We start from the raw sequence: 23,567 nt of genomic DNA, 5'->3' as shown, positions 1-23,567 counted from the left end.
GGTATTGACGACCCTATAGCCAGCCGCGGCGGCGGAAATACCAGAAGGGCAGGATTGCCGAAAGCACCATCATGCCGATGGCGAAGGGATAGCCAAAGTGCCATTTGAGCTCGGGGATGATGTCGAAATTCATGCCGTAGATTGAAGCGACAAGCGTCGGCGGCAGGAAGATGACAGCGGCGACCGAGAAGATCTTGATGATGGCGTTCTGCTCGATCGAGATCATGCCGAGCGTCGCGTCGAGCAGGAAGCTGATCTTCTGCGACAGGAAGGTGGCGTGGTCGGCGAGCGACAGGACGTCGCGCGACAAGGTCTTGATGCGAGCGCGGCTGTCCTTGCTCATCCTGCTTTGCGTGGAGGCATGGGCGAGAAAGCCGGCAAGGCGCTGCAGCGAGATCAGGCTGTCGCGGATCGAGGAGGCGAGGTCCTCCTTGCGGCCAATGCCTTTCAACAGCTCCTGGAAGTCGCGGTTGCGCTTGGAAACCTTGGTCGAGCGTGCCTCGAAGATGTCGCGCGAGATCGCCTCGACGTCGCGGCCGGCGCGCTCCAGAATGTCGGCGAGGCGGTCGACGATCGCCTCCAGCAGTCCGATCAGGATGGTGTCACCGCTGGTGCAACCGGTCGCCACCTTTTCGGCGCGCAGCGGAAAGGTCTTGAACGCCTTCGGTTCGTGGTACCGCACGGTGATCAGCCTGCTGCCGGCGAGCACGAAGGTAACCGGCGACATCAACGGATCGTTCACCTCGGTCTGCGCAGGCAGAATGGCGGTCATGAAGTAGGCGCCGTCCTCGACGTAGAGACGGCTCGAGATCTCGATCTCTTCCATCTCTTCGCGGGTCGGAACGGCGATGCCGAGCCAGGTCTCGATTGTCGTCTCTTCTTCCTTTGTCGGGTTGAAGAGGTCGACCCAGACGACAGTGTCGCTGTTTTGCAGGAGATCGTCGACCAGGCGCAGGCGATCATTGTCGACGACGAAGGCCTTGATCATCGCCGGGTCTCCCTTGCTGTTGCCAAAGAGCGTTCGTTTGGAGGGGGCGCGTCAGTCACATCGCACGGACACGGGCAGGCGAGGCGCGAGGCCGGTGCAGAGGCCCCTTAGACCCCGCACGATGGCCCGTCAAGCAGCGCAAGAGGCACTGCGACACCCTGCTTTGAAGTTTGTCATCGAGCGACGGCAATGGTGACCATTGGGCTTCCTCGCCGGTTCAGGTGTTGAACTTGAACAGCATGATGTCGCCGTCCTGGACGATATACTCCTTGCCTTCGTCGCGCGCCTTGCCGGCCTCCTTGGCCGCGACTTCGCCGCCCAGCCTGACGAAGTCGTCATAGGCGATGGTCTGGGCGCGGATGAAGCCGCGCTCGAAATCGGTGTGGATGACGCCTGCCGCCTGCGGCGCCTTGGCGCCCTTGTGCACGGTCCAGGCGCGTGTCTCCTTGGGGCCAACGGTAAAGTAGGTGATGAGCTGGAGCAGCTCGTAGCCGGCGCGGATGACCTTGTTCAGGCCGGGTTCGTCCAGACCGAGCGTTGCCAGGAATTCCATTTCCTCTTCGTCCGAGAGCTGGGCGACCTCGGCCTCGATCGCCGCGGAAATCACAACGGTGCGGGCACCTTGCGCGGCGGCCAACTTCTCGACCGCCCTGGTATGCGCGTTGCCGGTGGCGGCATCGGCTTCCGCGACGTTGCAGACGTAAAGCACCGGGTGTGAGGTCAAGAGATTCAGCCCCTGCAGGATGCGCAGATCCTCAGCCGAGATGCCGTTGAGCAGGATGCGGGCGGGCTTGCCGGCCTGCAGCAGTTCAAGCGCCGCTTCCATCATCGGAAGTACGGTCGCTGCTTCCTTGTCCTTGCCGGCGGCACGCTTGCGGATCTGCACGATGCGGCGCTCAAGGCTGTCGAGGTCGGCAAGCATCAATTCGGTTTCGACGGTCTCGGCATCAGCGACAGGATCGATGCGGCCCTCGATATGGGTGACGTCGTCATCCTCGAAGCAGCGCAGCACATGGACGATGGCGTCGACCTCACGGATGTTGGCGAGGAATTGGTTGCCAAGCCCTTCGCCTTTGGAGGCGCCACGCACCAGGCCGGCAATGTCGACGAACGAGATGCGGGTCGGGATGATCTCCTTCGACTTGCCGATCGCGGCGATCTTCTGCAGGCGCGGGTCGGGCACCGCCACCTCGCCGGTATTCGGTTCGATGGTGCAGAACGGATAATTGGCGGCCTGCGCCGCCGCCGTCCTGGTCAACGCATTGAAGAGCGTCGACTTGCCGACATTGGGCAAGCCAACGATGCCGCATTTGAAACCCATTTTTGTCTGGTCCTATCGGGAAATCGAAATTTGATCAGGGCTATGGGCGAAAGCGCCGATGATCGTCAAGGCGCAATTCAATTCAGACGCTGCGCGATGTCATCGGTGCCTATCGCCAACGAACGAACGCCGGACCTGCTCAGTATTTGTAGAAGATGCCAGAACGCGTCGACCTCAGCGGTTCCGAAATCGATGGTCAGTTGCCCGTCGAGCAATTGCGCACTGTGAATGACGTTTCCGACGGTCTCCGATGTTTCACGCTCGCCATCGATATCGAACCAGCCGCGAAACCATTCGTCGAAGAGATCGCCGTCGAGCTCATTTATAGGGAATTTAAAATGAACCTCATCCCACCTGAAAGGTGAGATGAGGACATCCATTCCACCCATCCCGGCGTGAATATCCGGAGAGAATTTCACATAGGAATCGCTGTTGATGAATTGCGGATTTGGCTGTCCGTCATTACTGACGAAATCAACCGCGATGAAATTTCGATAGAAGGAATCGACGTTCGAAAACTTGATTTCGGTCGCATGCGATCCTTGGCTGTTGCGAGCAAGTTCGCCGGCAGCGGCGACGAAATAATCAACATACTTCTGTCTGATGAGACGGACCAATTCCTGAATGTCATCCAGATCCATGGCTCAGTCCTTGCCGCCAAAAAGCTTCTTCAGCATGGCCGCCATCGGGCCGGTTTCGGGCAGCTTGGCCGCCGGCTGCTGCGGCCGCGCCTGGCGGACGTGGCTTTGCGCCTTTGGCGCCTTGGGCGGCGGGCGATCGTCGTCGTCCGTCGGCGTGAGCTTGTCGCGCAGCGCCAGCGTCACGCGGTTCATGAACGAATTGTCGTCGCCCTTGGCAAGCAATCCGGCACCATCGGCGATTGCGTCGAGCAGCACGTCCAGCCATTCGCGGTCGCCCTTGGCGAAATCGCCAAGCACATGGCCGTGCACCATTTCCTTGACGCCGGGGTGGCCGACGCCGATGCGCACACGGCGAAAATCCTTGCCGACGTGCTGGTCGAGCGAGCGGATGCCGTTGTGGCCGCCGGAACCGCCACCGACCTTGACCCGCACCTTGCCGGCGGCAAGGTCGATCTCGTCATAAAAGACAGTCAGCGCCGAAGGGCCGAGCTTGTAGAAGCGCAAGGCTTCGCCGACCGACTGGCCGGACAGGTTCATGAAGGTCTGCGGCTTGATCAGGATCACCTTTTCGCCGGCAAGCGTGCCTTCGGCGATCAGACCCTGGAATTTCTTCGACCAGGGCGAAAAGGAATGGCGGCGGGCGATCGCGTCCGCCGCCATGAAGCCGACATTGTGCCGGTTGTTGGCGTATTTCGCGCCCGGATTGCCGAGGCCTGCAAAGACAAGCATCGTCGCCTCCGGGCGGGAAGGGGTTACTTCTCTTCGGCGGCAGGAGCCGCTTCGGGCGCAGCCGCTTCAGTCGTCTCTTCCGCAGCCTCCGGCTTCATCGCCGAGGAGCCGGCAATGGTCGCGATGGTGAAGTCGCGGTCGGAGATCACCGGCTTGACGCCGGCCGGCAAGGTGACGGCCGAAATGTGGATCGAATCGCCGATATCGGTACCGGTGAGATCCACGATGATGAAATCCGGGATCGCATTGGCCGGGCAGTGGAACTCGACCTCGTGGCGCACGATGTTGAGCACGCCGCCGCGCTTGATGCCGGGCGACTTATCTTCATTGATGAAGTGCACGGGCACATCGACGTTGACTTCGGTATCCTTGCCGATGCGCAGGAAATCGACATGGACAGGGAAATCCTTGACCGGGTCGAGCTGAAAATCCTTGGGCAGAACCTCGATCTTGTTGCCGTCGACATCGATCGTGGCGACCGTGGTCAGAAACCCGCCGCCATGGATCTTGTAGTAGATATCCTTGTAGGTCAGCGCAATCGCCAGGGGAGGCTGCTTGTCGCCGTAAATCACTGCAGGCACTTTACCGTTGCGGCGAACTGCACGGGCGGACCCCTTACCGACCTGTTCGCGCGCTTCGGCCTTGAGCTCGTAAGTATCGTGGCTCATGGCATTTCCTTTCGCGTTGTTCTGGAGCGTTCGCGGCCGGCAACGTGCCGGGGCCGTAAACGTCGAAAGCCGCCGGGCCTGCATATCCGAAAGCCGGCAGCCGCATAAGCAAGCGGACCTTTGTTCGGGATCACAAGGGAAGGCAGCCTTCCGCCGCGTTGCCTCCAAGGGTGTCTACGCGGGTGGCGGCTCTATAGCCGAAGGCGAGAAAGGGTGCAAGTCATGGCAGGCGACAGGTCTACAAGGGTTTCCCCCATACCATGGCGACCACCATGCCGATGTTATAAACACCGACATGCTGGCCTTCTTCAGGGCGTAAGGCCTTTCAGAACGTAACAAAAAACCCGCCATCTGCGGGTGATCTCGTGTCAGGTCGTGCCGATGTCAGGCGATGCTCAAGCCGCCATCGATCAGCATTTCCGCACCGACCATGAACGGGCATTCGTCCGAAGCAAGAAAAACCACCGCGTTGGCAATTTCCTCGGCGGTTCCAAAACGACGGGCAGGCACCAGGCCGACCACAGCTTTCGCACGCGCCTTCGCCGCTTCGGGGTCCAGCCCAAGTTTGTCGTTGAGCGGCGTGTCGATCGGACCCGGGCTGATCACATTGGCGCGAATACCGCGTTCTATCAGTTCGCCCGAGAGCGTCCGGGCGAGCGAAATCATGCCGGCCTTGGCCAGCGCATAGACGTGCGTTCCAGCCATTCCCATATGCGCGTTGACCGAGCCGCTGAGGATGATCGACGACGGGTTCGAAAACAGCGGAACGAGCGCCTTGACCAGGAAGTACGGCCCCTTGAGGTCGACGTCGATGCTCCTGTCAAACGCGGCCTCGGTCCAGTCGCCAAGCGGGCGCAGGTCGGCGATACCGGCATTGAGGAAGAGAGCGTCGAGCTTGCCGAAGGTTTCCTCGATCCGCCGCGCTATGTCGTTCTGGGCAGCAGCATCTCCGGCGTCGGCGGCAATGACAAGCACATCACTGCCGAGGATGGTGCGCGCCTCCTCGAGACGGCTCGCATTTGTTCCGGTGATAGCGACGCGCGCACCTTCCTCGATGAAACGTCGCGCCGTCACCAGGCCGATGCCGCTGGTGCCGCCGGTAATCAATGCGGCCTTGCCTTTTAGTCTGGACATAAGCGAATTGCCTTTCCTGGCGCGGAGCGCTGCGCAGCATCAGGGCTGAGCCCGGTATGTTCAACTTGAAGGCGTTGCTGATCAAAATTTTGCCTTCAGGGGTGACCCTCTCTAACAGGCTTTTCACCCGGCGTATGGTGAAAGAATCATCGAGGGCGCGGCAACTGTCGCGCCCTCGTATCAATTCCGAAGATGAACTGATTTTTAGCTGGCCGCAGCCTCAACCTTCCGTGCTTCCCGCATGTTAGGCAGGAGGACCGTCAGTAGCCCGAGCAGCGGCAAATACGAGCAGACCTGGAAGACGAAATCGATGCCCTTCATGTCGGCGACGACGCCAAGCACGGCGGCGGCGATGCCGCCCATGCCGAAGGCGAAGCCGAAGAAGATGCCGGCGATCATGCCGACGCGGCCGGGCACCAGTTCCTGGGCGAAGACGACGATGTTCGAGAAAGCCGAGGACAGGATCAGGCCGATCAGCACGGTGAGAACCATCGTCCACTCGAAATTGGCGTAGGGCAAGGCCAGGGTGAAGGGCAGCACGCCGACGATCGAGAACCAGATCATCGCCTTCTGCCCGTAGCGGTCGCCGAACGGGCCGCCGAGCAGGATGCCAAGGGCCGAGGCGCCGAGGAACAGAAACAGCATGACTTGCGACATCTGGACTGAAACGCCGAATTTATGGATGGAATAGAAGGTGTAATAGCTGGCAAGGCTGGAAATATAGGCGTTCTTGGTCAATACCAACAGCGTCAGCACCAGCAGCGCTCCCATCACCTTGCGGCGCGGGAAGGGCGAAACGAAGCCTGCCGCTTTGCGGTTGCCGAGTGCGGCGCGCAGGCGGCTGTACCAGCCGCCAACCTGCCACAGCACGATGATGCCGATCAGTGAGCCGCCGGCAAACCAGGCGATGCTGGTCTGGCCGAAGGGCACGACGATGAATGCTGCCAGTAGCGGCCCCATCGCCTGGCCGAAATTGCCGCCGACCTGGAACAGCGACTGCGCAAGACCGAACCGGCCACCGGAGGCGAAGCGGGCGATGCGCGAGGATTCCGGGTGGAAGATCGCCGAGCCGATGCCGATCAGCGAGGCGCCGATGAGGAGCAGCGAGTAATGTCCGGCATAGGCCAGCACGACCAGGCCGATCAACGAAGAAGCCATGCCGTAGGGCAGCGAATAAGGCATCGGCCGCTTGTCGGTAATCATGCCGATCACCGGCTGCAGCAAGGATGCCGTCACCTGGAAGGTGAAAGTCAAAAGGCCGATCTGCCAGAAATCGAGCCCGTAATTGTCCTTCAGCAGCGGATAGATCGCCGACAGCAGCGACTGCATGATGTCGTTGATGCAATGGCAGAAGCTCACCGCCAGGATGACGGTGAAGGCCGTCGCCTGAGCTGAAATGTGGCTGGCCGCTGCCGGCTTGGCGTCGGCGGTTGCTGTGGTATCGGTCAAGGCAGGCTCCGTGGTCTTTTTGGCGGGCGCTCCCGCAGGCGGTCTTATAGGCCGCAGCCTTATACGTTGCTTGTCACGCGACTTCTTTCGTGGTTTGGTCCAATAGTTTCGCAAGTGGGCCATAGCTGATGCCGCATGGCAGGGAAATGTTCAGAGCGGGCGACACAGATCTCGGGCTGTTGCATGAGCGTCGCTGGCAATGGCTGGAGCAGGCCGTAGGGCCGGCAGTGGCGCTGCCGACCGAATATCCGGACGGCTACCATGTGCCACGGCACCAACATAGCCGCAGCCAGTTGCTGCACGCGCTGGTCGGTGTCGTGCTGGTGACGACGCGGCATGGGCGCTGGATGGTGCCTCCGGACCACGCGATGTGGATCCCCGCCGGCACCGAACATTCCGTCGAGATGCTGGGCGACGTCAGCATGCGGTCCGTCTATGTGATGCCGGAGGCCATTCCCCGCCTGCCGGACGGGTTGCGTGTCGTCGGCATCACCGACCTGATGCACAGCCTGATCGTGGAATCGGAAAAGCTGCCGCAAGGCGCCGAGCTGGAGGGGCGGGGCGGGCTGATCATGAAGCTCCTGCTGCACGAAATCCCGAACCTGCCGGAACGGCCGCTCGGCCTGCCGTTCCCGTCCGATGCAAGGCTGGCGACGCTGTGCCGGCGCTTCGTCTCGGCACCGTCACCGCATGCGACGATCGACGAGTGGGCCGCTATCGTCGGCATGAGCCGCCGCTCTTTCACCCGCGCGTTCCACCGCCAGACCGGATTGTCGCTGTCGACCTGGCGTCAGCAGGCCTGTCTGTTCGCGGCGCTGCCACGGCTGGCCGACGGCGAGCCGATCACGAGGGTGGCGCTCGATCTCGGCTATAACAGCGTGCCGGCGTTCATCACCATGTTCAAGCGCATGCTGGGAGCCTCGCCACGCGGTTACATGCGGGGCGCCCGTGATGCTGGCGAAGGTGTGCGACGAATAAGCGGTCCGGCTCGGCCTGAGTCGCAGCCCTGAAGTGCGTCGCGTTCGACCGGCCTCATGCGAGGCGCTTTGGGTTCTTGCTTTTATGCATGTCGTTATCGCAAAACCGCTGCACTTTGCGCGACAAGCATTAATCGAACAGGCTCGAAACCGATTCCTCGGTCGCCGTGCGCGAGATCGCCTCGCCCATCAATTCGGCGATGGAGATGACGCGGATATTGGCGGCGTCCAGCACTGCCTGGGTCGGCTGGATGGAATCGGTGATGACCAGTTCCTGCAGTTTCGAGGCGCCGATGCGGGCGATGGCGCCGCCGGACAAAACGCCATGGGTAGTATAGGCGGTGACACTGGTGGCGCCGTCGGCAAGCAGCGCATCGGCCGCATTGCACAGCGTGCCGCCCGAATCGATGATGTCGTCGATCAACAGGCAATCCTTGCCGCGCACGTCACCGATGACGTTCATGACTTCCGATTCGCCGGGGCGCTCGCGGCGCTTGTCGACGATGGCAAGCTGGGCGTCGATGCGCTTGGCGAGCGCGCGGGCGCGGACCACGCCGCCGACATCCGGCGACACCACCATGACATTGGCAAGCTGCTTGTATTTCGCCTTTACGTCGCGGGCCATGACCGGCACGGAAAACAGATTGTCGGTCGGGATGTCGAAGAAGCCTTGAATCTGGCCGGCATGGAGATCCAGGGTCAGCACCCGGTTGACGCCCGCCCTCGTGATCATGTTGGCGACCAGCTTGGCCGAGATCGGTGTGCGGCCCGAGGCGCGGCGATCCTGCCTGGCATAGCCGAAATAAGGAATAACTGCAGTGATGCGCTTGGCCGAGGAGCGCATGAAGGCGTCGATCATGATGAGCAGTTCCATTAAATGATCGTTAGTCGGGAACGAGGTGGACTGCAGGATGAAGACGTCCTCGCCGCGCACGTTCTCCTGGATCTCGACGAAGATTTCCTGGTCGGCGAAGCGCCTGACGCTGGCCTTGCCCAGCGGAATGTTGAGGTAACGGGCGACTGATTCGGCCAGCACCCTGTTGGAATTGCCCGCGAAGAGCTTCATGCACCGTTCCTGGCGAAGGATTGAGAGACTCCGATAGCACTCCAGCCTCTTAGTCGGGCTTTTAGCGGCCCGCGCCGGTATTGCAAGCGTCGTGAATGGGAATCCGCCGGCTAATCTCAATAAACGCTTACGGCTTGAGCATGCGGCGATAGAGCCAGTTCCATGCCGACGGAATCGGGATAGCTTCTAACTTTCAGTCTGAGCATGCTCTTTTCCGAAAACCGGATTCCACTTTTCGGAATCACGCTCCAGGTCAGCCGGCGCCGCCGCCAAGCCAGGTGGCGAACTGGTCGATTGTCTGGTCGGCAATTGCCTGCATGGTCGCCGGCGCGACCGCCGTCCAGCCTTCGCCGCCGCCAACGGACGGCGCCTTCTGCTGGCCGTTGATGCGATGCAGCCGGTTGCCGGCCGGGTCATAAATGTCCCAGACATAGATGACGGTAGTGTCCTTGCCTTCCGTCATGGTCGAGAAATAGCCCTTGAGCACATGCGTAGGGGTCTGGTCGGTGCTGCCGGCCAAGGTGATGCCGCGCTGCCTGGCGCGTGTCTGAAGCTCGGCGGTCAGCGGTGTCGCGGCTTCTACCGAGGCGCCGACGATCGGCGCCACCTGCAGCCGGGTCCGCGCAATGGCAGCCGCGCTTTTGGCGGGCGGCACGGCTGCTGCAGCGGAAGGCTGCGCCGTATCTCCAGTTTGCGCGGTGCCGGCAGGCTGAGCCGGAGTTGCGGGGGGCGTTGCGGCACCTCCGGCTCCGGAGAGCGATTGCGTCGATTGCGGGGCAATGGCCGAGGGTTCGAGAACGTCCTTCGCATTGGTGCAGGCCGCCAGTGCCAGCGCCACGAGCAATGACACGGTCGTCACATGCGATCGTCTCATTAGCCTGAAAACTCCTTGGCGACGAACGCCCCTCACACTCTTTCCATTATGGATTCACTGCACGATCAAGTCGAGATCATGGCGGGACAGCGGCTTCGGCTGGGATTCGGTGGTCAGATAGGTGCGGCCAAGCGTCATCGCGGTTTCGGTTTCGGAGTCCATGATGATCATATGGGCGAACAGCGTCATGTTCGGCGCAATCGGTTCGGGATTACCCTGATAGAACATCGGCATATCCATCCAGGACGGGGTGAAGCGGGCGCCGAGCGAATAGCCGCAGGCATTGAGCCGGTGCTTGGTCAAATTGTGGGCTTCGAGGGTGCGGGCATGGGCGTCGAACACGTCGCCGAACGTATTACCGGGCGTCATCGCCTTCTCGACTGCAAGTAGCGCGGCGCGGGCGGCATCGAACAATTCCTGGTGGCGTTTCGATACCTTGCCGGTCAACACCGTGCGCATCATTGCCGCATGGTAGTGGTGGAAGACACCGGCCCATTCGAGCGTCAGCTGGTCGTTCTTGGTGAGCTTGCGGCGACCGGCCTTGTAGCGGCAAAGCAGGGCGTCGACTCCGGAGCCGATGATGAACTCGTTGGCCGGATAATCGCCGCCGCCGGCAAAGATCGCACCTTGCATGGCGGCGAGGATCAGCGCCTCATCGCCGCCCTGCTTGATCAGCGGCAGTGCTGCGTCCAGCGCGTCGTCGGCCAGATTTGCGGCTTTTTCCGCCTTGGCGATTTCTGCCGGGCTCTTGAACAGCCGTAGCCGGCTGACAATGCCGGAGGCATCCGCGATCTGCCCGAAGGTCTGCAACTGCTCGTCGAGGCGCCGGCCATTATAGGCGGTCAGGCCGTGGGTGTCGTATTCGACGCCGATCCGGGCGCCGAGCAGGTCAAGCTCGTTGAGCAGATTGCGCAGATCTACCGCCGGATTGGCGCCGTTGCGGTCCGTCCACAAAACGATGTTGTCGATGATCGAGGTTTGGCGCGCCTGGCGCAAGTCGGCCGAACGCGTCAGCAGCACCATCGAGCCGTCGGCCTTGACCACCAGGCACTGGAAAAAGCAGAAGCCGAAGGTGTCGTAGCCGGTTAGCCAATACATGCTTTCCTGGGCAAACAGCAGGACGGCGTCGAGCTTCTTTTCGGCGATCTCGATCATCAGTCGATCGCGCCGCGCGTCGAATTCCGAGCGTTCGAAATGCAGCGCCATCAGTCAGCCTCCAAAACGATTGCCGAAACCTGCCGCCCGTAGTCGGGCTCGTTGCGATGCGTGCTGCGCCGATAGGAGTAGAAAAGCTCTTCCTCGGCATAGGTGCAGCGGCCAAGTCCTTCGGCGTTGACGCCAGCCTTGGTCAGCCGGTCGACCGTGTAGCGGTTGAGATCGAACATCGCGTGTCCGGCAGTTGCGGAGGGCGCGAAATAGCGAGCATTGCCGGCATCGGCGTCGACGAAACGGGCGACGAATTCCGGTCCGACTTCGTAATTCCGTGGGCCGATCGAAGGACCGAGCACTGCGACGATGCGGTCGCGCCGGGCGCCGAGGCTTTCCATTGCCGCGATGGTGTTTTCCAGCACTCCGGTGAAAGCGCCTTTCCAGCCGGCATGGGCGGCGCCGATAATGCGCGCCTCGGCGTCGGCGAAGAGGACCGGTCCGCAGTCGGCGGTCGAGGCACCGACGGCAATGCCCGGCCGGTCGGTGACAATGGCGTCGGCCTTGGGCCGCTCGCCGGCAAAAGGCTCCCTGGCAATGACGACGTCCGGCGAATGAACCTGGTGAGCGGTCAGCAGATGGTTTGCAGGCACGCCCATCCATTCGGCGACCCGGCGGCGATTCTCGCGCACCAGCGTCTGGTCGTCGTTCGAGCCGGTGCCGATGTTGAGGCCCCGGTAGATGCCGCTGGAAATGCCGCCGACTCGCGTGAAGTAGCCGTGGCGGATGCCTTGCGCCGTTTCCAGCAAGGGCGACCGAACGGGATCCGGTTTGGTCTGATTCAGCATGGCGGCTTTGTTGTCCGTATGGGCGATTTCGTCAAGCGAGTTGAAGGGGCGCAGTTGAAGGCTAGTCAGTTGAAGGCTGGCGCAGTTGATGTCGGGCGCTAGTCGGAGACGGGAGAGTGAGAGAGGCGGCAGCGAAAAGTCAATCCGTGCTTGGAAACGGCGGAACGGCAATGCCGGCGGGGAGGACGGCAAGCACCTTGAAGAGTTCGCCCATGGCCAGCGGGCCGGCGAGGCGCTCGACGTCGGCCGCGATCTTTTCGCGAGCTGCCTCATCGGCATTGGCGCCGAGCCGGCCAGCCCGTTCGAGAAGCCCCATCTTGAGCAGGAATTCACCTTGCGTTGAGAGGTGGGCATCGAGGCTGTGTGCCCGAACGGTTGCCGCGAGGGCAGCGAAATCGACATGGGCTGTGAGATCGGCCTGCCCCGGATTGGCCAGCACGTCCTCATGACCGTGCTTGCGCAACGCCTGCAAGGTGTCGCCGATCCCGGGCTGGAGGTGACCGTAGTCGAGAAACAGGCCGGCGCCGCCAAATCCGGCAAGTCGCCCGGCGATGGCCGCCATCAGGGCGGCGCGGGCTGGCGCCACCTCGACGACGGCACCTTGCGGCGCATTCTCGGCACCCTCCGGCAGCAGCATCGGGTCAAGCGAGCCGGCGCCGACGAAAAAGCGCAGCCGGTTCGCATCGTCGAGACCGATCATCCGCTCGCGCCAGCCGGCCCCAGCGCGGACGAACTGGCGGATGGGCACCGCGTCAAACAGCTCGTTACCAACAATCAGAAGCGGCCCCTGCGGTAGTGTGTCCACGGCCTCATGCCAGGCGATGGTGGCCGACGTCCCGGCAAGCGTTCGTTTCTGGACCTCGGTCAACCGCAGACTGGTCTCGATCAAGGCGAACGATGCGCTGGCGGTAAGCGTCCGATCGAGCCGCGAAAGCGTGCGCAGCATATCTCTCATCAGCGTGCCGCGGCCGGGGCCTATTTCGGCGATGGCGACCGGCGTCGGCCGGTCGATCGCCAGCCACGCCTGGTAGAGCCAGATGGCGACCAGTTCGCCAAACATCTGGCTGATCTCCGGCGCGGTGACGAAGTCGCCGGCGGCGCCGAACGGCTCGCGCGTCGTATAATAGCCGTCCTGCGGATCGAACAGGCAGAGCGCCATGTATTCGCTGATGGGGATCGGTCCCACCGCACCGATCAGCTCGGCGATGCGGGTCTTCAGCCGCGTCATGCCGGCTGCGGTTTTGTCACCGGCTTGGCTGTAGCCATCGCCCAGATGCCGGCCAGCACCATCGGCAGTGACAGCACCATTCCCATGGTCAGCCAGCTCGTGCCAAGGAGGTAACCAAGCTGCTGGTCGGGCTCGCGAAAGAATTCGACGAAGATGCGCGAGGCGCCATAGCCGGCGATGAAGGCGCCGCCGACGAAGCGCGGCGCCTTCAGCTTGAGCCGCGAATGGGTGAGGAAGCGCAGGACAAGGAACAACACCAGCCCTTCGAGGAGCGCCTCGTAGATCTGGCTCGGATGGCGTGCAAATGGGCCGCCATTGGGGAATTCGAATGCCCATGGAACGTCGGTCGGCCGGCCCCATAGTTCGGAATTGATGAAGTTTGCCAGGCGAACGAGGCCAAGCCCCACCGGCACGCCGGCGGCAACCACGTCGAACAGCGACCATGTGCGGATGCCGCGAGACCGGGAAAACAGCGTCATTGCGAGAATGACGCCGAGCAGGCCGCCATGAAACGACATCCCGCCCTGCCAGACGGCGACGATATCGAGCGGATTGGCAATGTAGCGCGGCAGGTCGTAGAACAGCACGTAGCCGGTGCGTCCGCCGAGCACCACACCGATGGCTGCCCAGACGATGAAGTCGTCGAGGTCGACGGGCTTCATCGGTAGGGTGCCGTCGGGCCACAGTTTTGGGTTGGTGACGAGGCGCTTGGCATACCACCAGGCAAACAGAATGCCGACGATGTAGCCGACGCCGTACCAATGCACCGCCAGCGGTCCGATCCGGACGATGACCGGGTCGATGTTGGGAAAGGGCAGGGCGGCCAGCGGCAGCAAATATTCGCTCAACAGGGTCTCCGGGTTCCCAATCAGGTTCGGGCGCGGACCATGCGGCAGGCTTTTGGCGCGGTCAAGGCAAGCATATGCTTGCATTCCGAATCGTGCGCCACTACGTCAATTCGACCAAGCGAGGATTTGCCATGGCGACCGGACCGAACCGCATTCTCGATGAATTCGCCAAGCTGATGACCGATGCAGCCGGTGCCGCGCAAGGCGTGCGGCGCGAGGTGGAGACCGCCTTCAGGGGCCAGGCCGAGCGCATACTCAACTCCATGGACGTGGTGCAGCGCGAGGAATTCGAGGCCGCTCGCGACATGGCGGCGAAGGCCAGGGAAGAAAACACCCGCCTCGCCGCTCGCATCGAGGCGCTCGAGGCCAGGCTTGCCGAATTGACCGGTCAAGCAGCGCCTGCGGCTGCGGCAAAGCCGCGTGCAAAAAAATAACAAGAAATAAATCGTTAAACTTTTCCACAAAGCCGGATCGCAAAAAGCGCTTTGTCGTGAATCGCTTACCGGTACTGCGTGAATCTTTGTGACAGCGCCTTTCCACATGCGAATGACGCAGTGCGAAAAATTTGGCTGGTCACGCGACTCCCGATCAATAGACTGAATTTGTTGCATGATTCGGAGCAGGGTCATGCGCCGGGCGGTGGGGTCCGGTCCGGGGTCTTTGCGTTGACGAAGTCCTGGCCGTCCGAGTTCTAGGCAGAATTGTTCGAGTGTGCCTCTCCCGCGGAGCGTGTGGTGGCGCTCCCAGAACGACAGGAAGCATTTCATGGAACTTCTCGAACTCGAATTCTCCCGCGAAATCCATCCGGTGGATGTTATCGAGCAGGTGGCGCACAACAACGATTGGTCCTTCGAGCGGGCCGGCGACGACGAGATCTCGATCTCGGTTGCCGGAAGCTGGACCGACTACCACGTTTCATTCTCCTGGATGGAGGACTACGAGGCGCTGCACCTGGCCTGCGCCTTCGACATCAAGGTCCCGGAGGCGCGCGCGCTCGAGGTGATGCGGCTGCTTTCGCTGATCAACGAGCAGATGCTATTTGGCCATTTCGACCTCTGGGAGCAGGAAGGCGCCATCATGTTCCGCCAGTCGCTGCTGCTGGCCGGTGGGGTCGAGCCGTCGAGCCAGCAGGTCGAGGTGCTGCTGTCGTCGGCGCTGGAAGCCTGCGAATGCTATTTCCAGGCGTTCCAGTTCGTCGTCTGGTCGGGAACTTCGGCCAAGGATGCGTTGGCCGGCGTGCTGTTCGAAACCTACGGAAACGCCTGACCGTCGATGGTTTCGAGCAACGCGCGAAAACCCGAGATCAGCTTTGCCGATTTCGACCGCATCGACATCCGCGCCGGCACGATCGTCGAGGCCGAGCCTTTTCCCGAGGCGCGCAAGCCGGCGATCAAATTGAAAATCGATTTCGGTCCCGTGATCGGGGTGAAGAAATCCTCGGCCCAGATCACGAAATACTATACGCCCGAAACCCTGATCGGCCGGCAGGTGTTCGCTGTGGTCAATTTCCCGCCGCGTCAGATCGGGCCATTCATGTCGGAAGTGCTGACGCTCGGCTTTCCTGACGAGGAGGGCGCCGTCGTCCTTGGCGCGATCGAGCGCAAGGTGCCGGACGGCGGCAGGTTGTTCTAGCTGCGCTGTTGTTCACGCAGCCAGTTTACGCCTGGTACCCAGCGCCTCTTCGACCGTTTCCATGAACATTTCCGCGCAGGCCTTCCAGCTGTAGCGCATCGCGCGTTGCCGCGCCTCGGCGCGGTCGACGTGAAGGGCGGCGAGCGCTGCTTGCCGCAGGTCGTCCGACACCGCGCCGCCGATGCCGTCACCCACAATATCGATCGGTCCGGTGACGGGATAGGCTGCGACCGGCGTGCCGCTGGCCAGCGCCTCGATGATGACGTTGCCGAACGTGTCGGTACGGCTGGGGAAGACGAAAACGTCGGCCGAGGCGTAGATCTCGGCCAGTTCGTCGTTCGGACGATGGTCAAGGAAATGGGCATCGGGATATCTGGCCTTCAGCTTCGCCAATTCCGGCCCTTCGCCTACGACCAACTTGCTGCCGGGCAGGTCGAGGTCTAGGAAGGCCGGCAGGTTCTTTTCGATCGCGACGCGGCCGACGCAGAGAAAGATCGGTCCGGGAAATCCCAGGTCCTTTCTTTTATCCGGCCGAAAATGATCGGTGTCGACGCCGCGCGTCCACGGCCGGAGCTTGGTGAAGCCGCGCGCCGCAAGATCGTCGGCAAGCGACTGGGTGGCAACCAGCGTGCCCTGTCCTGAATTGTGGAAATCACGCAGCCAGCGATAGGCCCATGCTTCAGGCACCGGCAGGCGCGCGCTCAGATATTCCGGAAAACGTGTGTGATAGCTGGTCGTGAACGGGCGGCCGGCATTGCGGCAGTAGCGCCGGGCCATAATGCCGAGCGGTCCTTCGGTGACGATATGGATGTGGTCCACCTTGCGTGCCTCGATCAGCTGCGCCACGCGGTGCGGCGTCGTCAGCGCCAGCCTGATATCGGGATAGGTCGGCAGAGGCAGGGTGCGAAAGATATTCGGCGTCAGGAAGTCCGTCTCGATATCGAAGGATTTCAGGGTCTCCGAGAGGCGCTCCAGCGTGTGGACGACGCCGTTGACTTGCGGGCGCCAGGCGTCGGTGACCATCAGGATGCGCATGGCGGTCCCTTGGCGGCAAGCTTGATTGCCTCGCCGCGACGCCTGAGCGGCGACCACGCCGCAGCTCTGGCGTCGCACCAGCGCACCCGGGCAGGCGCGGGGTCGAAATGAGGCCGCAGGGCCGAATCAATCAGGATCGCGCGCTTCATTGGCGCTCTTCACCATGGTTTCATGACGGGCCGATGAAGGCCGGGTGTCGCTGCCGTCAAGCGGGGACCTTGATCACCGCCCGAAGGCCGCCGAGCGGGCTGCGTTCGAGGACGATGTCGCCGCCATGGCTGCGGGCAATGTCACGTGCGATGGAGAGGCCGAGGCCGGTGCCGCTGGCGTCGAGGTTGCGGGCCTCGTCCAGCCGCACGAACGGCTTGAATACATCCTCTCGCTTTTCGGGCGGAATTCCCGGGCCGTCATCGTCGATGGTGACGAGCAGCGAACCGCGCCCATGATTGGCATTGATCTCCACCGTCTTGGCATAGCGGAATGCATTGCCGACGACGTTGGACAGCAGCCGGGCAAAGGCATTGGGGCGCACGTGCACATGCGGATCGCCGACAAGCACGGTCGACAGCTTGCGCTTGCGCAGCGCGGCTTCCTCGCGAAGCTTGTCGAAGAAGGCTTCGAGATCGAACTGACCGGCGTCTTCCGAAGCTTCGCCGCGTGCAAAGGCAAGGTAGCCTTCCAGCATCGACTGCATGTCGTCGATGTCCTGGTCGAGTGCCTGGGTATCGGCCGCCTTGGTCCCGGCAAGCGCCAATTGCAGTTTGAAGCGGGTGAGGATGGTCCTCAGATCGTGGCTGACGCCGCTCAGCATGGCGGTACGCTGCTCGAGCTGGCGTTCGATGCGTTCGCGCATCTGTATGAAGGCAAAGCCGGCGCGGCGGACTTCCTCGGCTCCGCGCGGGCGAAAATCGCGCGGCATCGGCCGGCCCTTGCCGAAGCTCTCGGCCGCCTCGGCCAGCGTCAGAATCGGCCGGATCTGGTTGCGCAGGAAGGGAATGGCGATCATCAGCAGCACCAGCGAGGTGCCGACCATCCAGATCAGGAAAATATGGGTGTTCGAAGCATAGGCCTGGCTGCGGCGCACGAAGACGCGCAGCACCTTGTTCTCGAGCTGGACGCGGACCTCAACGATATTGGAATTGCCGACCGTATCGATCCAGAACGGACGGTTGATCTGGCGGGTGATCTCGGACGAAAGGATCTCGTCGAGGATCGAGAAGAACGGCTTTGGCCCGGGAGGCGGCAGCGGGTCGGGCGGTAGGAGGTCGACTTTCAGCTGCATGCGATCCTGGGCGATGCGAATGACGTTGGCGTAGTCGGCGTCGTGAGGATAGGTCTCTATCAGGTCGATGATGGCGGCGATGTCGCGCACCGTGGCCTGCGACAGGCGCTGCGTCACGGTCTGCCAGTGGCGCTCCATGAAGACAAAGGCGACGACCGACTGCAGCATGATCATCGGCGCGATGACGATGATCAGCGAGCGGGCATAGAGCCGCTTCGGCATGTAAAGCGACACCAGGCGCCAGAAACGGTTCCAGGCGCGCGGCACGGCCTTGAGCGCCCGCGTCGCGCGAGCGCTCAAGCCGCCATCTCCCGGCCGTTCGAGTTGCGTGGTCGCCATTCGTCTTTTCGTTCACCGGCGGCCCGGCAAAGGACCGCTGTCGGCGACATTCTATTCCACGCTGAGCCGATACCCAATACCGCGCACTGTCTGCAGCCAGACCGGATTGGACGGATCGCGTTCGATCTTGCGGCGGAGCCGATTGATCTGGACGTCGATCGTGCGCTCGCCGACCTCGGATTCATCGCCGACAAGCTCATGCCGCGGTATCGTTTCGCCGGCACGCGCAGCGAAGATCGCCAGGATTTCCTGCTCGCGGTCGGTCAGCTTGAGCGCCTCGCCGCCGCGCTTCAGCTCACGCCTGGCGATCTGGAATGTATAGGGGCCAAAGACCAGCTGTTCGACCTTAGGCGTTGTCGCGGGGCCGCCGCGGCGCAGGATATTGTTGATACGCAGGATCAGCTCGCGCGGGTCGAACGGTTTAGGCAGATAGTCGTCGGCGCCGGCCTCGAGCCCGGTGATCCGGCTGTCGGTTTCGGACAGTGCGGTGAGCATCAGGATCGGCACGTTTTTCTCCGCCCGCAGCGCCTTGGTGAGGTCGACGCCACTTTCACCCGGCATCATGACGTCGAGCACGATCAGATCGAAGTCGAGGCCGGCGAGCTTGCGCCGCGCCTCGCCGGAATTTCCGGCGACGGTGACGCGAAAGCCGTTTTCGGTCAGATACTGTTTCAGAAGATTGCGGATACGGGTGTCGTCGTCGACCACCAGCAGATGCGGCGCGTCGTCTTCCGGTGCTGTCGGATGATCAACCCTCTCAATGGTCTCCATGGTTTTTCCCTGACATCTTTGCGGGCACAATGTCGATCTGCGCCCTTAGTTCCGGATTTACCATCGCTTCAAGGAACCGTTCGATAACGGCGCGTTCGGTGGCTCCGGAATCTTCCAATGCAGCATGGATGCGGCGCGACTGTGGCCGCGCCAGCGCCAGCGCCAGGGCACGGCCCTTGGCCGTCGGGTAGAGTTCGCGCTGGCGGCGGTCGCGAGGGCCCTGCAATTGCACGATATGGTCGGTGTCGATCAGTTGCTTGAGCACGCGCGCCAGGCTCTGCTTGGTGATCTTGAGCACGTCGAGGAGCTCGGCGACCGTCAGCCCGGGCCGGCGATTGACGAAATGCAGAACCCGGTGATGGGCACGGCCAAAACCGTATTCGGCCAGGATCTGGTCCGGATCGGAGGTAAAGTCGCGATAGGCGAAGAAAAACAACTCGATGATGGCGAAATCGATGCCGTCCTCGTCGGTGATCGCCGTCCTGATCGGTTCTGCGGCTGCGTGGCTCGTCATCTTTTCTCCGTGTGAAGCAGGAAATTATGTCAGCACTATTGACGTATTTTCCGCGCGATGGTAATTTTTGGCAAGCTTTTCGGCGGATTGCGAACGAAAAGGCAAGCGAAGCCGTTTTTTCCGGAACTTCCTGAGTTTGCCAGACCTTAAATATCCGCCTACGCTTTGAGACAATGGCCGCCTACAGCGGCCGAAACGAAACACGCAACGACACAATGATGTGCGGGCCGCCGCCCGCGGGAGGTTACCATGGCATCCGTTCCCTTCGACCAACTGGACGGCTTTATCTGGATGAACGGCGAGTTCGTCAAATGGGCCGACGCCAAGATCCACGTCTTGACCCACGGGCTGCACTACGCCAGCGCGGTATTCGAGGGCGAGCGCGCTTATGGGGGCGAAATTTTCAAGCTGACCGACCACACCGAACGCCTGCATGAATCGGCGCGCCTGCTTGGCTTCAAGATACCCTACTCGGTCGCCGAGATCGACGACGCCTGCCGCACGCTGTTGAAGAAGCAAGGTTTCCAGGACGCCTATGTCCGGCCGATCGCGTGGCGCGGCAGCGAACAGATGGGCGTTTCCGCACAGAACAGCCGGATCAACTGCGCCATCGCCATCTGGCAGTGGCCGAGTTATTTCGACCCGGCGCAGAAGCTCAAGGGCATCCGGCTCGACATGGCCGAATGGCGCCGCCCCGACCCGCGCACCGCACCGTCGAAATCGAAGGCGGCCGGCCTCTACATGATCTGCACCATGTCCAAGCATGCCGCCGAGGCCAAGGGCTATGCCGACGCCATGATGCTCGACTGGCGTGGCCAGGTGGCGGAAGCGACAGGCGCCAACATCTTCTTCGTCAAGGACGGCAAGATCCATACGCCCAGGCCTGATTGCTTCCTCGACGGCATCACCCGCCGCACGGTCATCGACCTTGCCAAGGACCGCGGTTTGGAGGTGATCGAGCGCGCCATCATGCCGGAGGAGCTTGAAGGCTTCCACCAGTGCTTCCTCACCGGGACGGCGGCCGAGGTGACACCGGTTTCGGAGATCGGTCCGTACCGATTCGAGGTCGGCGATATCGCCAAGACATTGATGAACGACTATTCTGCGGCGGTTCAACCCAACCACGCGATTGCTGCAGAATAACGAAAGTCACAGGTTTTTTATCAAGTAGGGGCGGTTTTCGGGCCGCTCCTTTTATTTAAGCGTTTGCGCATTTGACTTTCATTCAATTCGGCGTCTCATGATGGCGTCGGCCTGGGAAGCTGGCAGCTATGGAGGGACTGGAAATATGGATATGAACACGCTTCTTCCGATCATTATTCAGGTGATTACGGGCATCATCGGTGGTCAGGCGGTGGGTGCGGCTATCAAGAGTGCGGCGATGGGGCAGCTTACCAAAATCCTGGGTGGCGCTGTCGGCGGCGTCGGCGGTGCGGCCATCCTCAACAGTCTGCTGGGTGGCGCGGTCGATCCGGCAGCAGCCGCCACGGCGGCAGGGGCCGGCAGCGCGTTGAACATTTCAAATATCGTTGGCGGTGCCGGCGGCGGCGCCATCCTGACCGGCATCATCGGTGCGGTCATGAACGCGATGAAGAAATAAGCTTCGACGTTTCAGGTTCTCAAATGGGCGGCTTCGGCCGCCCATTTCGTTTGCCGTTTGTGGGAGCGGTGGACGCCGTTCGCGTGTGTCTCTACATCAGGGCCTGGTTCAAGGTTGGAGCTCTCCTGACGCGTTCGAGGGGACGCGCAGCACTCCGACAGCGTGAAAGGACGAATATGGGTCAGCTCAACGCCGGCATCGTGCCGGTCACGCCGTTCCAGCAGAACTGCACCATCCTCTTCGACATGGACGACAGACAAGGCGTTGTCGTCGATCCGGGCGGTGACATCGACAAGGTGCTGGCGGCGCTCGAGGACAATGCGATCACTGCCGGCGCGATCTGGATTACGCATGGCCATATCGACCATGCCGGCGGGGGCATGGAACTGAAGGAGGCGCTCGGTATCGAGATCATCGGTCCGCATGCCGCCGACCGGCCGCTGCTCGCCAATCTCGAGAACCAGGCGAAGCGCTACGGCATCACCGATCCCGTGCGCAACTGTGTCCCCGACCGGTTCCTTGCCGAAGGCGAGACCGTTTCGTTCGGCTCGCACGAGTTCGAGGTGCTCCATTGTCCGGGCCACGCACCCGGCCACGTCGTCTACTATAACCGGGCGGCGAAGTTCGCGCATGTCGGCGACGTGCTGTTCCGCGGTTCGGTCGGCCGCACCGATCTGCCGGGCGGCAACCACGCCGCGCTGATCGCCTCGATCAAGGAGAAGCTTTTGCCGTTGGGCGACGACATCGGCTTTATCTGCGGCCATGGTCCCGGCGGCCGTTTTGGTGAGGAGCGGCGGAGCAATCCTTTTCTGGTCTGAAACCGCTTGCCGGAAACAAAAAGCGCGGCCTGTGCGACCGCGCTTTTTTCCGACGGGAAACTGCCTCCGCTAATTGGCGGTGCAGAAATGCTGTTCGCCGTCATAGCCGGTGAACGTGCCGGTACGGGCGTTGAAGCTCCGGTAGCGGTCCGAGCAGTATTCGTACCAGCCGCGGGTCCACGGCTCCGCATAGCTTTCGGCATAGGCCACTCGCGGCTGCACGTAATAACGGCGCACCGGGCCAGGCCTGTAGTATTCATCATCATAGGCCGGGTCGTAATAGCGGGGCTGCGGGCTGGCGAGCGCACCGCCGATCAGGGCACCGGCCGCAAGGCCGAGCACGCCGGCCGCAACGGCGTCGCCGTGGCCGTGGTGGCGGCGGTGATGGCGCCATTCGTCGGCATTGGCCGCGGGCAAGGTCGCCAGCGTGGTCGCAACGACCGCGGCGGACAGGATGGCAGTCTTGAAAATTCGGTTCATGTCGGTCTCCTTCGTGCCGGCCCGGGTCGTTTTCGGGGGATGCGGTCCGGCTTTAACGAAGATTAATATGCGACCGTGGCTGAACGGCGGCTGAACGAAATTTGACCAGGCGGTTCATCTAACTGGGCGGTTCAAGCGTGCGGCAAACACCGCAGGCCAGACCGGCCCACGTCCATTCTGTCCGGGGGTGGTTCAGCCGATCGACAGGTTGACGGCTTTCGGACCCTTGCCGCGCTTGTCCGGCTCGGTGTCGAATGTCACTTTCTGCCCATCCTCAAGACCGGGAAGACCCGACGCCTGCACGGCCGAAATATGGACGAAGACATCCTTTGCCCCGTCGTCCGGCGTGATGAAGCCGAAGCCCTTGGCGTGATTGAAGAATTTGACGGTGCCGGTCTGCGGCATGGGAAGCTCCTTTGATCCCACAAGTCCAGTCTCGGGCCGGCAAATGCCCGGACGGAAATTTGTCCTTTATTTTAGTGCCATCGGCAAGAGAAAGTTTTGCGGCTGCGGGCAAGCATCCCGGAACACAAAAGGCGCGACGAAAACCGCCGCGCCTTTACAGAATTCAAGTTCACTCCAAAAGCCTTGCAGCATCCTCACCCCGAAAGGACGCGCGGCACGCTGTGGTTTCAGGCAGCGCGGAGATTGACCGCTTTCGGACCCTTGCCCATACGGTCGGGCTCGACATCGAAGGTGACCTTCTGACCGTCGACGAGCGTGCGCAGCCCGGAAGCCTCGATCGCCGAGATGTGGACGAACACATCCTTGGCGCCGCCATCGGGCGTGATGAAGCCGAAGCCTTTGGTAGCGTTGAAGAATTTAACGGTGCCGGTCTGGGCCATTGGGGAAACTCCTTCACCCGTGTCAGTCTTGGTGGTTCCGCCCGCCGCCTGGCGCCGTGGGCAAGTCCCGGTGGTTGCTTCGGCAGTCATGCATTGGCGCATGGGTAAAACCCCCCGCCGAAAACGGGGCTGTCAGAGATTCACAGTATCGGGGAAAGGTCGTCCAAAACGTTCCGCTCTCCGGGTCGCAAATGCCCGAACACAAAATTTATCGCACGGAAACGTGATGCTTGCAAGACACAGCCGCGGGCGTGTCGTAAGCAGATGAGTTGTCCGGGTTAGGTAGCAGACGAGTTGTCCGGTTTGATCTTCAGCGAACGGAGGCTGGGGATGA

27 protein-coding genes are annotated in these 23,567 nt (G+C 62.0%); 7 read left to right on the top strand and 20 right to left on the bottom strand.

The window, feature by feature from the left end; all coding sequences use genetic code 11:
• Nucleotides 1-13: 13 nt before the first annotated feature.
• The 7 genes from corA to NKI58_RS30345 all read right to left on the bottom strand — a co-directional run bounded on the left by corA (nt 14) and on the right by NKI58_RS30345 (nt 6,930).
• Complete coding sequence (gene corA / locus NKI58_RS30375) at nt 14-988, bottom strand: magnesium/cobalt transporter CorA (protein ID WP_352637247.1); 975 nt, start codon at nt 986-988, stop codon at nt 14-16.
• A gap of 217 nt (nt 989-1,205) precedes the next feature.
• Nucleotides 1,206-2,309, bottom strand: coding sequence for a redox-regulated ATPase YchF (gene ychF / locus NKI58_RS30370; protein ID WP_352637245.1), 1,104 nt, complete (start codon nt 2,307-2,309; stop codon nt 1,206-1,208).
• A 77-nt stretch (nt 2,310-2,386) separates the two neighbouring features.
• Complete coding sequence (locus NKI58_RS30365) at nt 2,387-2,950, bottom strand: hypothetical protein (RefSeq protein ID WP_352645069.1); 564 nt, start codon at nt 2,948-2,950, stop codon at nt 2,387-2,389.
• Nucleotides 2,951-2,953: 3 nt separating this feature from the next.
• Nucleotides 2,954-3,679, bottom strand: coding sequence for an aminoacyl-tRNA hydrolase (pth, locus tag NKI58_RS30360; RefSeq protein WP_352568009.1), 726 nt, complete (start codon nt 3,677-3,679; stop codon nt 2,954-2,956).
• 23 nt (nt 3,680-3,702) lie between these two features.
• Nucleotides 3,703-4,347 carry a 50S ribosomal protein L25/general stress protein Ctc gene (locus NKI58_RS30355; RefSeq protein ID WP_352788823.1) on the bottom strand — a complete coding sequence of 215 codons (645 nt, stop codon included), beginning with the start codon at nt 4,345-4,347 and terminating at the stop codon, nt 3,703-3,705.
• Nucleotides 4,348-4,731: 384 nt separating this feature from the next.
• Nucleotides 4,732-5,481, bottom strand: a complete 750-nt coding sequence (locus NKI58_RS30350) for an SDR family oxidoreductase (protein ID WP_352456918.1) — start codon at nt 5,479-5,481, stop codon at nt 4,732-4,734.
• A gap of 204 nt (nt 5,482-5,685) precedes the next feature.
• On the bottom strand, nt 5,686-6,930 hold the full coding sequence (locus NKI58_RS30345; protein WP_352788828.1) for an MFS transporter: 1,245 nt from the start codon (nt 6,928-6,930) through the stop codon (nt 5,686-5,688).
• Between the two features lie 128 nt (nt 6,931-7,058).
• Here NKI58_RS30345 and NKI58_RS30340 point away from each other — a divergent pair, with 128 nt between their 5' ends.
• A complete protein-coding gene (locus NKI58_RS30340; protein WP_352788831.1) occupies nt 7,059-7,940 on the top strand; it encodes an AraC family transcriptional regulator in 882 nt (293 codons plus the stop codon).
• A 97-nt stretch (nt 7,941-8,037) separates the two neighbouring features.
• On the opposite strand, the gene NKI58_RS30335 is transcribed toward NKI58_RS30340, so the two are convergent.
• The 6 genes from NKI58_RS30335 to lgt form a co-directional block, all read right to left on the bottom strand.
• Entirely contained in the window at nt 8,038-8,973 is a 936-nt protein-coding gene (locus NKI58_RS30335) for a ribose-phosphate pyrophosphokinase (protein ID WP_023678427.1), read from the bottom strand.
• Between the two features lie 253 nt (nt 8,974-9,226).
• A complete protein-coding gene (locus NKI58_RS30330; RefSeq protein ID WP_352697538.1) occupies nt 9,227-9,847 on the bottom strand; it encodes a hypothetical protein in 621 nt (206 codons plus the stop codon).
• 54 nt (nt 9,848-9,901) lie between these two features.
• Nucleotides 9,902-11,053 carry a M24 family metallopeptidase gene (locus NKI58_RS30325; RefSeq protein WP_352788835.1) on the bottom strand — a complete coding sequence of 384 codons (1,152 nt, stop codon included), beginning with the start codon at nt 11,051-11,053 and terminating at the stop codon, nt 9,902-9,904.
• Nucleotides 11,053-11,841 (bottom strand): peptidoglycan editing factor PgeF, encoded by a 789-nt coding sequence (pgeF, locus tag NKI58_RS30320; protein WP_023678424.1) that lies wholly within the window; start codon nt 11,839-11,841, stop codon nt 11,053-11,055. The genes NKI58_RS30325 and pgeF overlap by 1 nt, the downstream gene beginning before the upstream one ends.
• Before the next feature lie 139 nt (nt 11,842-11,980).
• Nucleotides 11,981-13,069 carry a class I SAM-dependent methyltransferase gene (locus NKI58_RS30315; RefSeq protein WP_023678423.1) on the bottom strand — a complete coding sequence of 363 codons (1,089 nt, stop codon included), beginning with the start codon at nt 13,067-13,069 and terminating at the stop codon, nt 11,981-11,983.
• On the bottom strand, nt 13,066-13,917 hold the full coding sequence (lgt, locus tag NKI58_RS30310) for a prolipoprotein diacylglyceryl transferase (RefSeq protein WP_023678422.1): 852 nt from the start codon (nt 13,915-13,917) through the stop codon (nt 13,066-13,068). The genes NKI58_RS30315 and lgt overlap by 4 nt, the downstream gene beginning before the upstream one ends.
• Nucleotides 13,918-14,048: 131 nt before the next feature.
• On the opposite strand from lgt, the gene NKI58_RS30305 reads away from it, so the two are divergent.
• The 3 genes from NKI58_RS30305 (at nt 14,049) to NKI58_RS30295 (ending at nt 15,549) form a co-directional block, all read left to right on the top strand.
• Complete coding sequence (locus tag NKI58_RS30305) at nt 14,049-14,351, top strand: accessory factor UbiK family protein (protein WP_023678421.1); 303 nt, start codon at nt 14,049-14,051, stop codon at nt 14,349-14,351.
• A gap of 331 nt (nt 14,352-14,682) precedes the next feature.
• The gene (locus NKI58_RS30300; protein WP_023678420.1) at nt 14,683-15,183 is read left to right on the top strand and encodes a type III secretion system chaperone family protein; all 501 of its coding nucleotides are present in this window, start codon (nt 14,683-14,685) and stop codon (nt 15,181-15,183) included.
• Between the two features lie 6 nt (nt 15,184-15,189).
• Entirely contained in the window at nt 15,190-15,549 is a 360-nt protein-coding gene (locus NKI58_RS30295; protein WP_023678419.1) for a tRNA-binding protein, read from the top strand.
• Between the two features lie 12 nt (nt 15,550-15,561).
• On the opposite strand, the gene NKI58_RS30290 is transcribed toward NKI58_RS30295, so the two are convergent.
• From NKI58_RS30290 to NKI58_RS30275, 4 genes are all read right to left on the bottom strand, one after another.
• Nucleotides 15,562-16,584: a glycosyltransferase family 4 protein gene (locus NKI58_RS30290; RefSeq protein WP_352854174.1), complete on the bottom strand. Its 1,023-nt coding sequence runs from the start codon at nt 16,582-16,584 to the stop codon at nt 15,562-15,564.
• 205 nt (nt 16,585-16,789) lie between these two features.
• The gene (locus NKI58_RS30285; protein ID WP_023678416.1) at nt 16,790-18,205 is read right to left on the bottom strand and encodes an ATP-binding protein; all 1,416 of its coding nucleotides are present in this window, start codon (nt 18,203-18,205) and stop codon (nt 16,790-16,792) included.
• 51 nt (nt 18,206-18,256) lie between these two features.
• Nucleotides 18,257-18,976 carry a response regulator gene (locus NKI58_RS30280; protein WP_023678415.1) on the bottom strand — a complete coding sequence of 240 codons (720 nt, stop codon included), beginning with the start codon at nt 18,974-18,976 and terminating at the stop codon, nt 18,257-18,259.
• The gene (locus tag NKI58_RS30275) at nt 18,963-19,490 is read right to left on the bottom strand and encodes a MarR family winged helix-turn-helix transcriptional regulator (protein WP_023678414.1); all 528 of its coding nucleotides are present in this window, start codon (nt 19,488-19,490) and stop codon (nt 18,963-18,965) included. The genes NKI58_RS30280 and NKI58_RS30275 overlap by 14 nt, the downstream gene beginning before the upstream one ends.
• A 249-nt stretch (nt 19,491-19,739) precedes the next feature.
• Here NKI58_RS30275 and NKI58_RS30270 point away from each other — a divergent pair, with 249 nt between their 5' ends.
• The 3 genes from NKI58_RS30270 (at nt 19,740) to NKI58_RS30260 (ending at nt 21,908) form a co-directional block, all read left to right on the top strand.
• Nucleotides 19,740-20,633, top strand: coding sequence for a branched-chain amino acid aminotransferase (locus tag NKI58_RS30270; RefSeq protein ID WP_352623101.1), 894 nt, complete (start codon nt 19,740-19,742; stop codon nt 20,631-20,633).
• 145 nt (nt 20,634-20,778) lie between these two features.
• Nucleotides 20,779-21,090, top strand: a complete 312-nt coding sequence (locus NKI58_RS30265) for a hypothetical protein (protein WP_023678412.1) — start codon at nt 20,779-20,781, stop codon at nt 21,088-21,090.
• 176 nt (nt 21,091-21,266) lie between these two features.
• Entirely contained in the window at nt 21,267-21,908 is a 642-nt protein-coding gene (locus NKI58_RS30260) for an MBL fold metallo-hydrolase (protein ID WP_352788843.1), read from the top strand.
• A 69-nt stretch (nt 21,909-21,977) separates the two neighbouring features.
• Here the strand turns inward: NKI58_RS30260 and NKI58_RS30255 are convergent, their stop codons facing one another.
• The 3 genes from NKI58_RS30255 to NKI58_RS30245 all read right to left on the bottom strand — a co-directional run bounded on the left by NKI58_RS30255 (nt 21,978) and on the right by NKI58_RS30245 (nt 23,233).
• Nucleotides 21,978-22,388 carry a BA14K family protein gene (locus NKI58_RS30255; RefSeq protein ID WP_352788845.1) on the bottom strand — a complete coding sequence of 137 codons (411 nt, stop codon included), beginning with the start codon at nt 22,386-22,388 and terminating at the stop codon, nt 21,978-21,980.
• Nucleotides 22,389-22,580: 192 nt separating this feature from the next.
• Entirely contained in the window at nt 22,581-22,793 is a 213-nt protein-coding gene (locus tag NKI58_RS30250; RefSeq protein ID WP_006202521.1) for a cold-shock protein, read from the bottom strand.
• A gap of 227 nt (nt 22,794-23,020) precedes the next feature.
• Nucleotides 23,021-23,233, bottom strand: coding sequence for a cold-shock protein (locus tag NKI58_RS30245; protein ID WP_006202520.1), 213 nt, complete (start codon nt 23,231-23,233; stop codon nt 23,021-23,023).
• Between the last annotated feature and the right edge of the window lie 334 nt (nt 23,234-23,567).

It is taken from the genome of Mesorhizobium sp. M0522, assembly GCF_040321085.1.
Taxonomy (GTDB): domain Bacteria; phylum Pseudomonadota; class Alphaproteobacteria; order Rhizobiales; family Rhizobiaceae; genus Mesorhizobium.
The sequence above is the reverse complement of the archived record's forward strand: the minus strand, read 5'-3'. Positions and strand labels throughout refer to the sequence as shown.

What these genes read in the sequence shown, in the direction of transcription:
- NKI58_RS30250 (WP_006202521.1), bottom strand. Translation starts at nt 22,793, where the DNA reads ATGCCGCAGACCGGCACCGTCAAATTCTTCAATCACGCCAAGGGCTTC.
- corA (WP_352637247.1), bottom strand. Translation starts at nt 988, where the DNA reads ATGATCAAGGCCTTCGTCGTCGACAATGATCGCCTGCGCCTGGTCGAC.
- NKI58_RS30275 (WP_023678414.1), bottom strand. Translation starts at nt 19,490, where the DNA reads ATGACGAGCCACGCAGCCGCAGAACCGATCAGGACGGCGATCACCGAC.
- NKI58_RS30265 (WP_023678412.1), top strand. Translation starts at nt 20,779, where the DNA reads ATGGATATGAACACGCTTCTTCCGATCATTATTCAGGTGATTACGGGC.
- NKI58_RS30285 (WP_023678416.1), bottom strand. Translation starts at nt 18,205, where the DNA reads ATGGCGACCACGCAACTCGAACGGCCGGGAGATGGCGGCTTGAGCGCT.
- NKI58_RS30260 (WP_352788843.1), top strand. Translation starts at nt 21,267, where the DNA reads ATGGGTCAGCTCAACGCCGGCATCGTGCCGGTCACGCCGTTCCAGCAG.
- ychF (WP_352637245.1), bottom strand. Translation starts at nt 2,309, where the DNA reads ATGGGTTTCAAATGCGGCATCGTTGGCTTGCCCAATGTCGGCAAGTCG.
- NKI58_RS30270 (WP_352623101.1), top strand. Translation starts at nt 19,740, where the DNA reads ATGGCATCCGTTCCCTTCGACCAACTGGACGGCTTTATCTGGATGAAC.
- NKI58_RS30325 (WP_352788835.1), bottom strand. Translation starts at nt 11,053, where the DNA reads ATGGCGCTGCATTTCGAACGCTCGGAATTCGACGCGCGGCGCGATCGA.
- pgeF (WP_023678424.1), bottom strand. Translation starts at nt 11,841, where the DNA reads ATGCTGAATCAGACCAAACCGGATCCCGTTCGGTCGCCCTTGCTGGAA.
- NKI58_RS30340 (WP_352788831.1), top strand. Translation starts at nt 7,059, where the DNA reads ATGCCGCATGGCAGGGAAATGTTCAGAGCGGGCGACACAGATCTCGGG.
- pth (WP_352568009.1), bottom strand. Translation starts at nt 3,679, where the DNA reads ATGCTTGTCTTTGCAGGCCTCGGCAATCCGGGCGCGAAATACGCCAAC.
- NKI58_RS30355 (WP_352788823.1), bottom strand. Translation starts at nt 4,347, where the DNA reads ATGAGCCACGATACTTACGAGCTCAAGGCCGAAGCGCGCGAACAGGTC.
- NKI58_RS30245 (WP_006202520.1), bottom strand. Translation starts at nt 23,233, where the DNA reads ATGGCCCAGACCGGCACCGTTAAATTCTTCAACGCTACCAAAGGCTTC.
- NKI58_RS30295 (WP_023678419.1), top strand. Translation starts at nt 15,190, where the DNA reads ATGGTTTCGAGCAACGCGCGAAAACCCGAGATCAGCTTTGCCGATTTC.
- NKI58_RS30350 (WP_352456918.1), bottom strand. Translation starts at nt 5,481, where the DNA reads ATGTCCAGACTAAAAGGCAAGGCCGCATTGATTACCGGCGGCACCAGC.
- NKI58_RS30330 (WP_352697538.1), bottom strand. Translation starts at nt 9,847, where the DNA reads ATGAGACGATCGCATGTGACGACCGTGTCATTGCTCGTGGCGCTGGCA.
- NKI58_RS30290 (WP_352854174.1), bottom strand. Translation starts at nt 16,584, where the DNA reads ATGCGCATCCTGATGGTCACCGACGCCTGGCGCCCGCAAGTCAACGGC.
- NKI58_RS30255 (WP_352788845.1), bottom strand. Translation starts at nt 22,388, where the DNA reads ATGAACCGAATTTTCAAGACTGCCATCCTGTCCGCCGCGGTCGTTGCG.
- NKI58_RS30300 (WP_023678420.1), top strand. Translation starts at nt 14,683, where the DNA reads ATGGAACTTCTCGAACTCGAATTCTCCCGCGAAATCCATCCGGTGGAT.
- NKI58_RS30335 (WP_023678427.1), bottom strand. Translation starts at nt 8,973, where the DNA reads ATGAAGCTCTTCGCGGGCAATTCCAACAGGGTGCTGGCCGAATCAGTC.
- NKI58_RS30315 (WP_023678423.1), bottom strand. Translation starts at nt 13,069, where the DNA reads ATGACGCGGCTGAAGACCCGCATCGCCGAGCTGATCGGTGCGGTGGGA.
- NKI58_RS30305 (WP_023678421.1), top strand. Translation starts at nt 14,049, where the DNA reads ATGGCGACCGGACCGAACCGCATTCTCGATGAATTCGCCAAGCTGATG.
- NKI58_RS30280 (WP_023678415.1), bottom strand. Translation starts at nt 18,976, where the DNA reads ATGGAGACCATTGAGAGGGTTGATCATCCGACAGCACCGGAAGACGAC.
- NKI58_RS30365 (WP_352645069.1), bottom strand. Translation starts at nt 2,950, where the DNA reads ATGGATCTGGATGACATTCAGGAATTGGTCCGTCTCATCAGACAGAAG.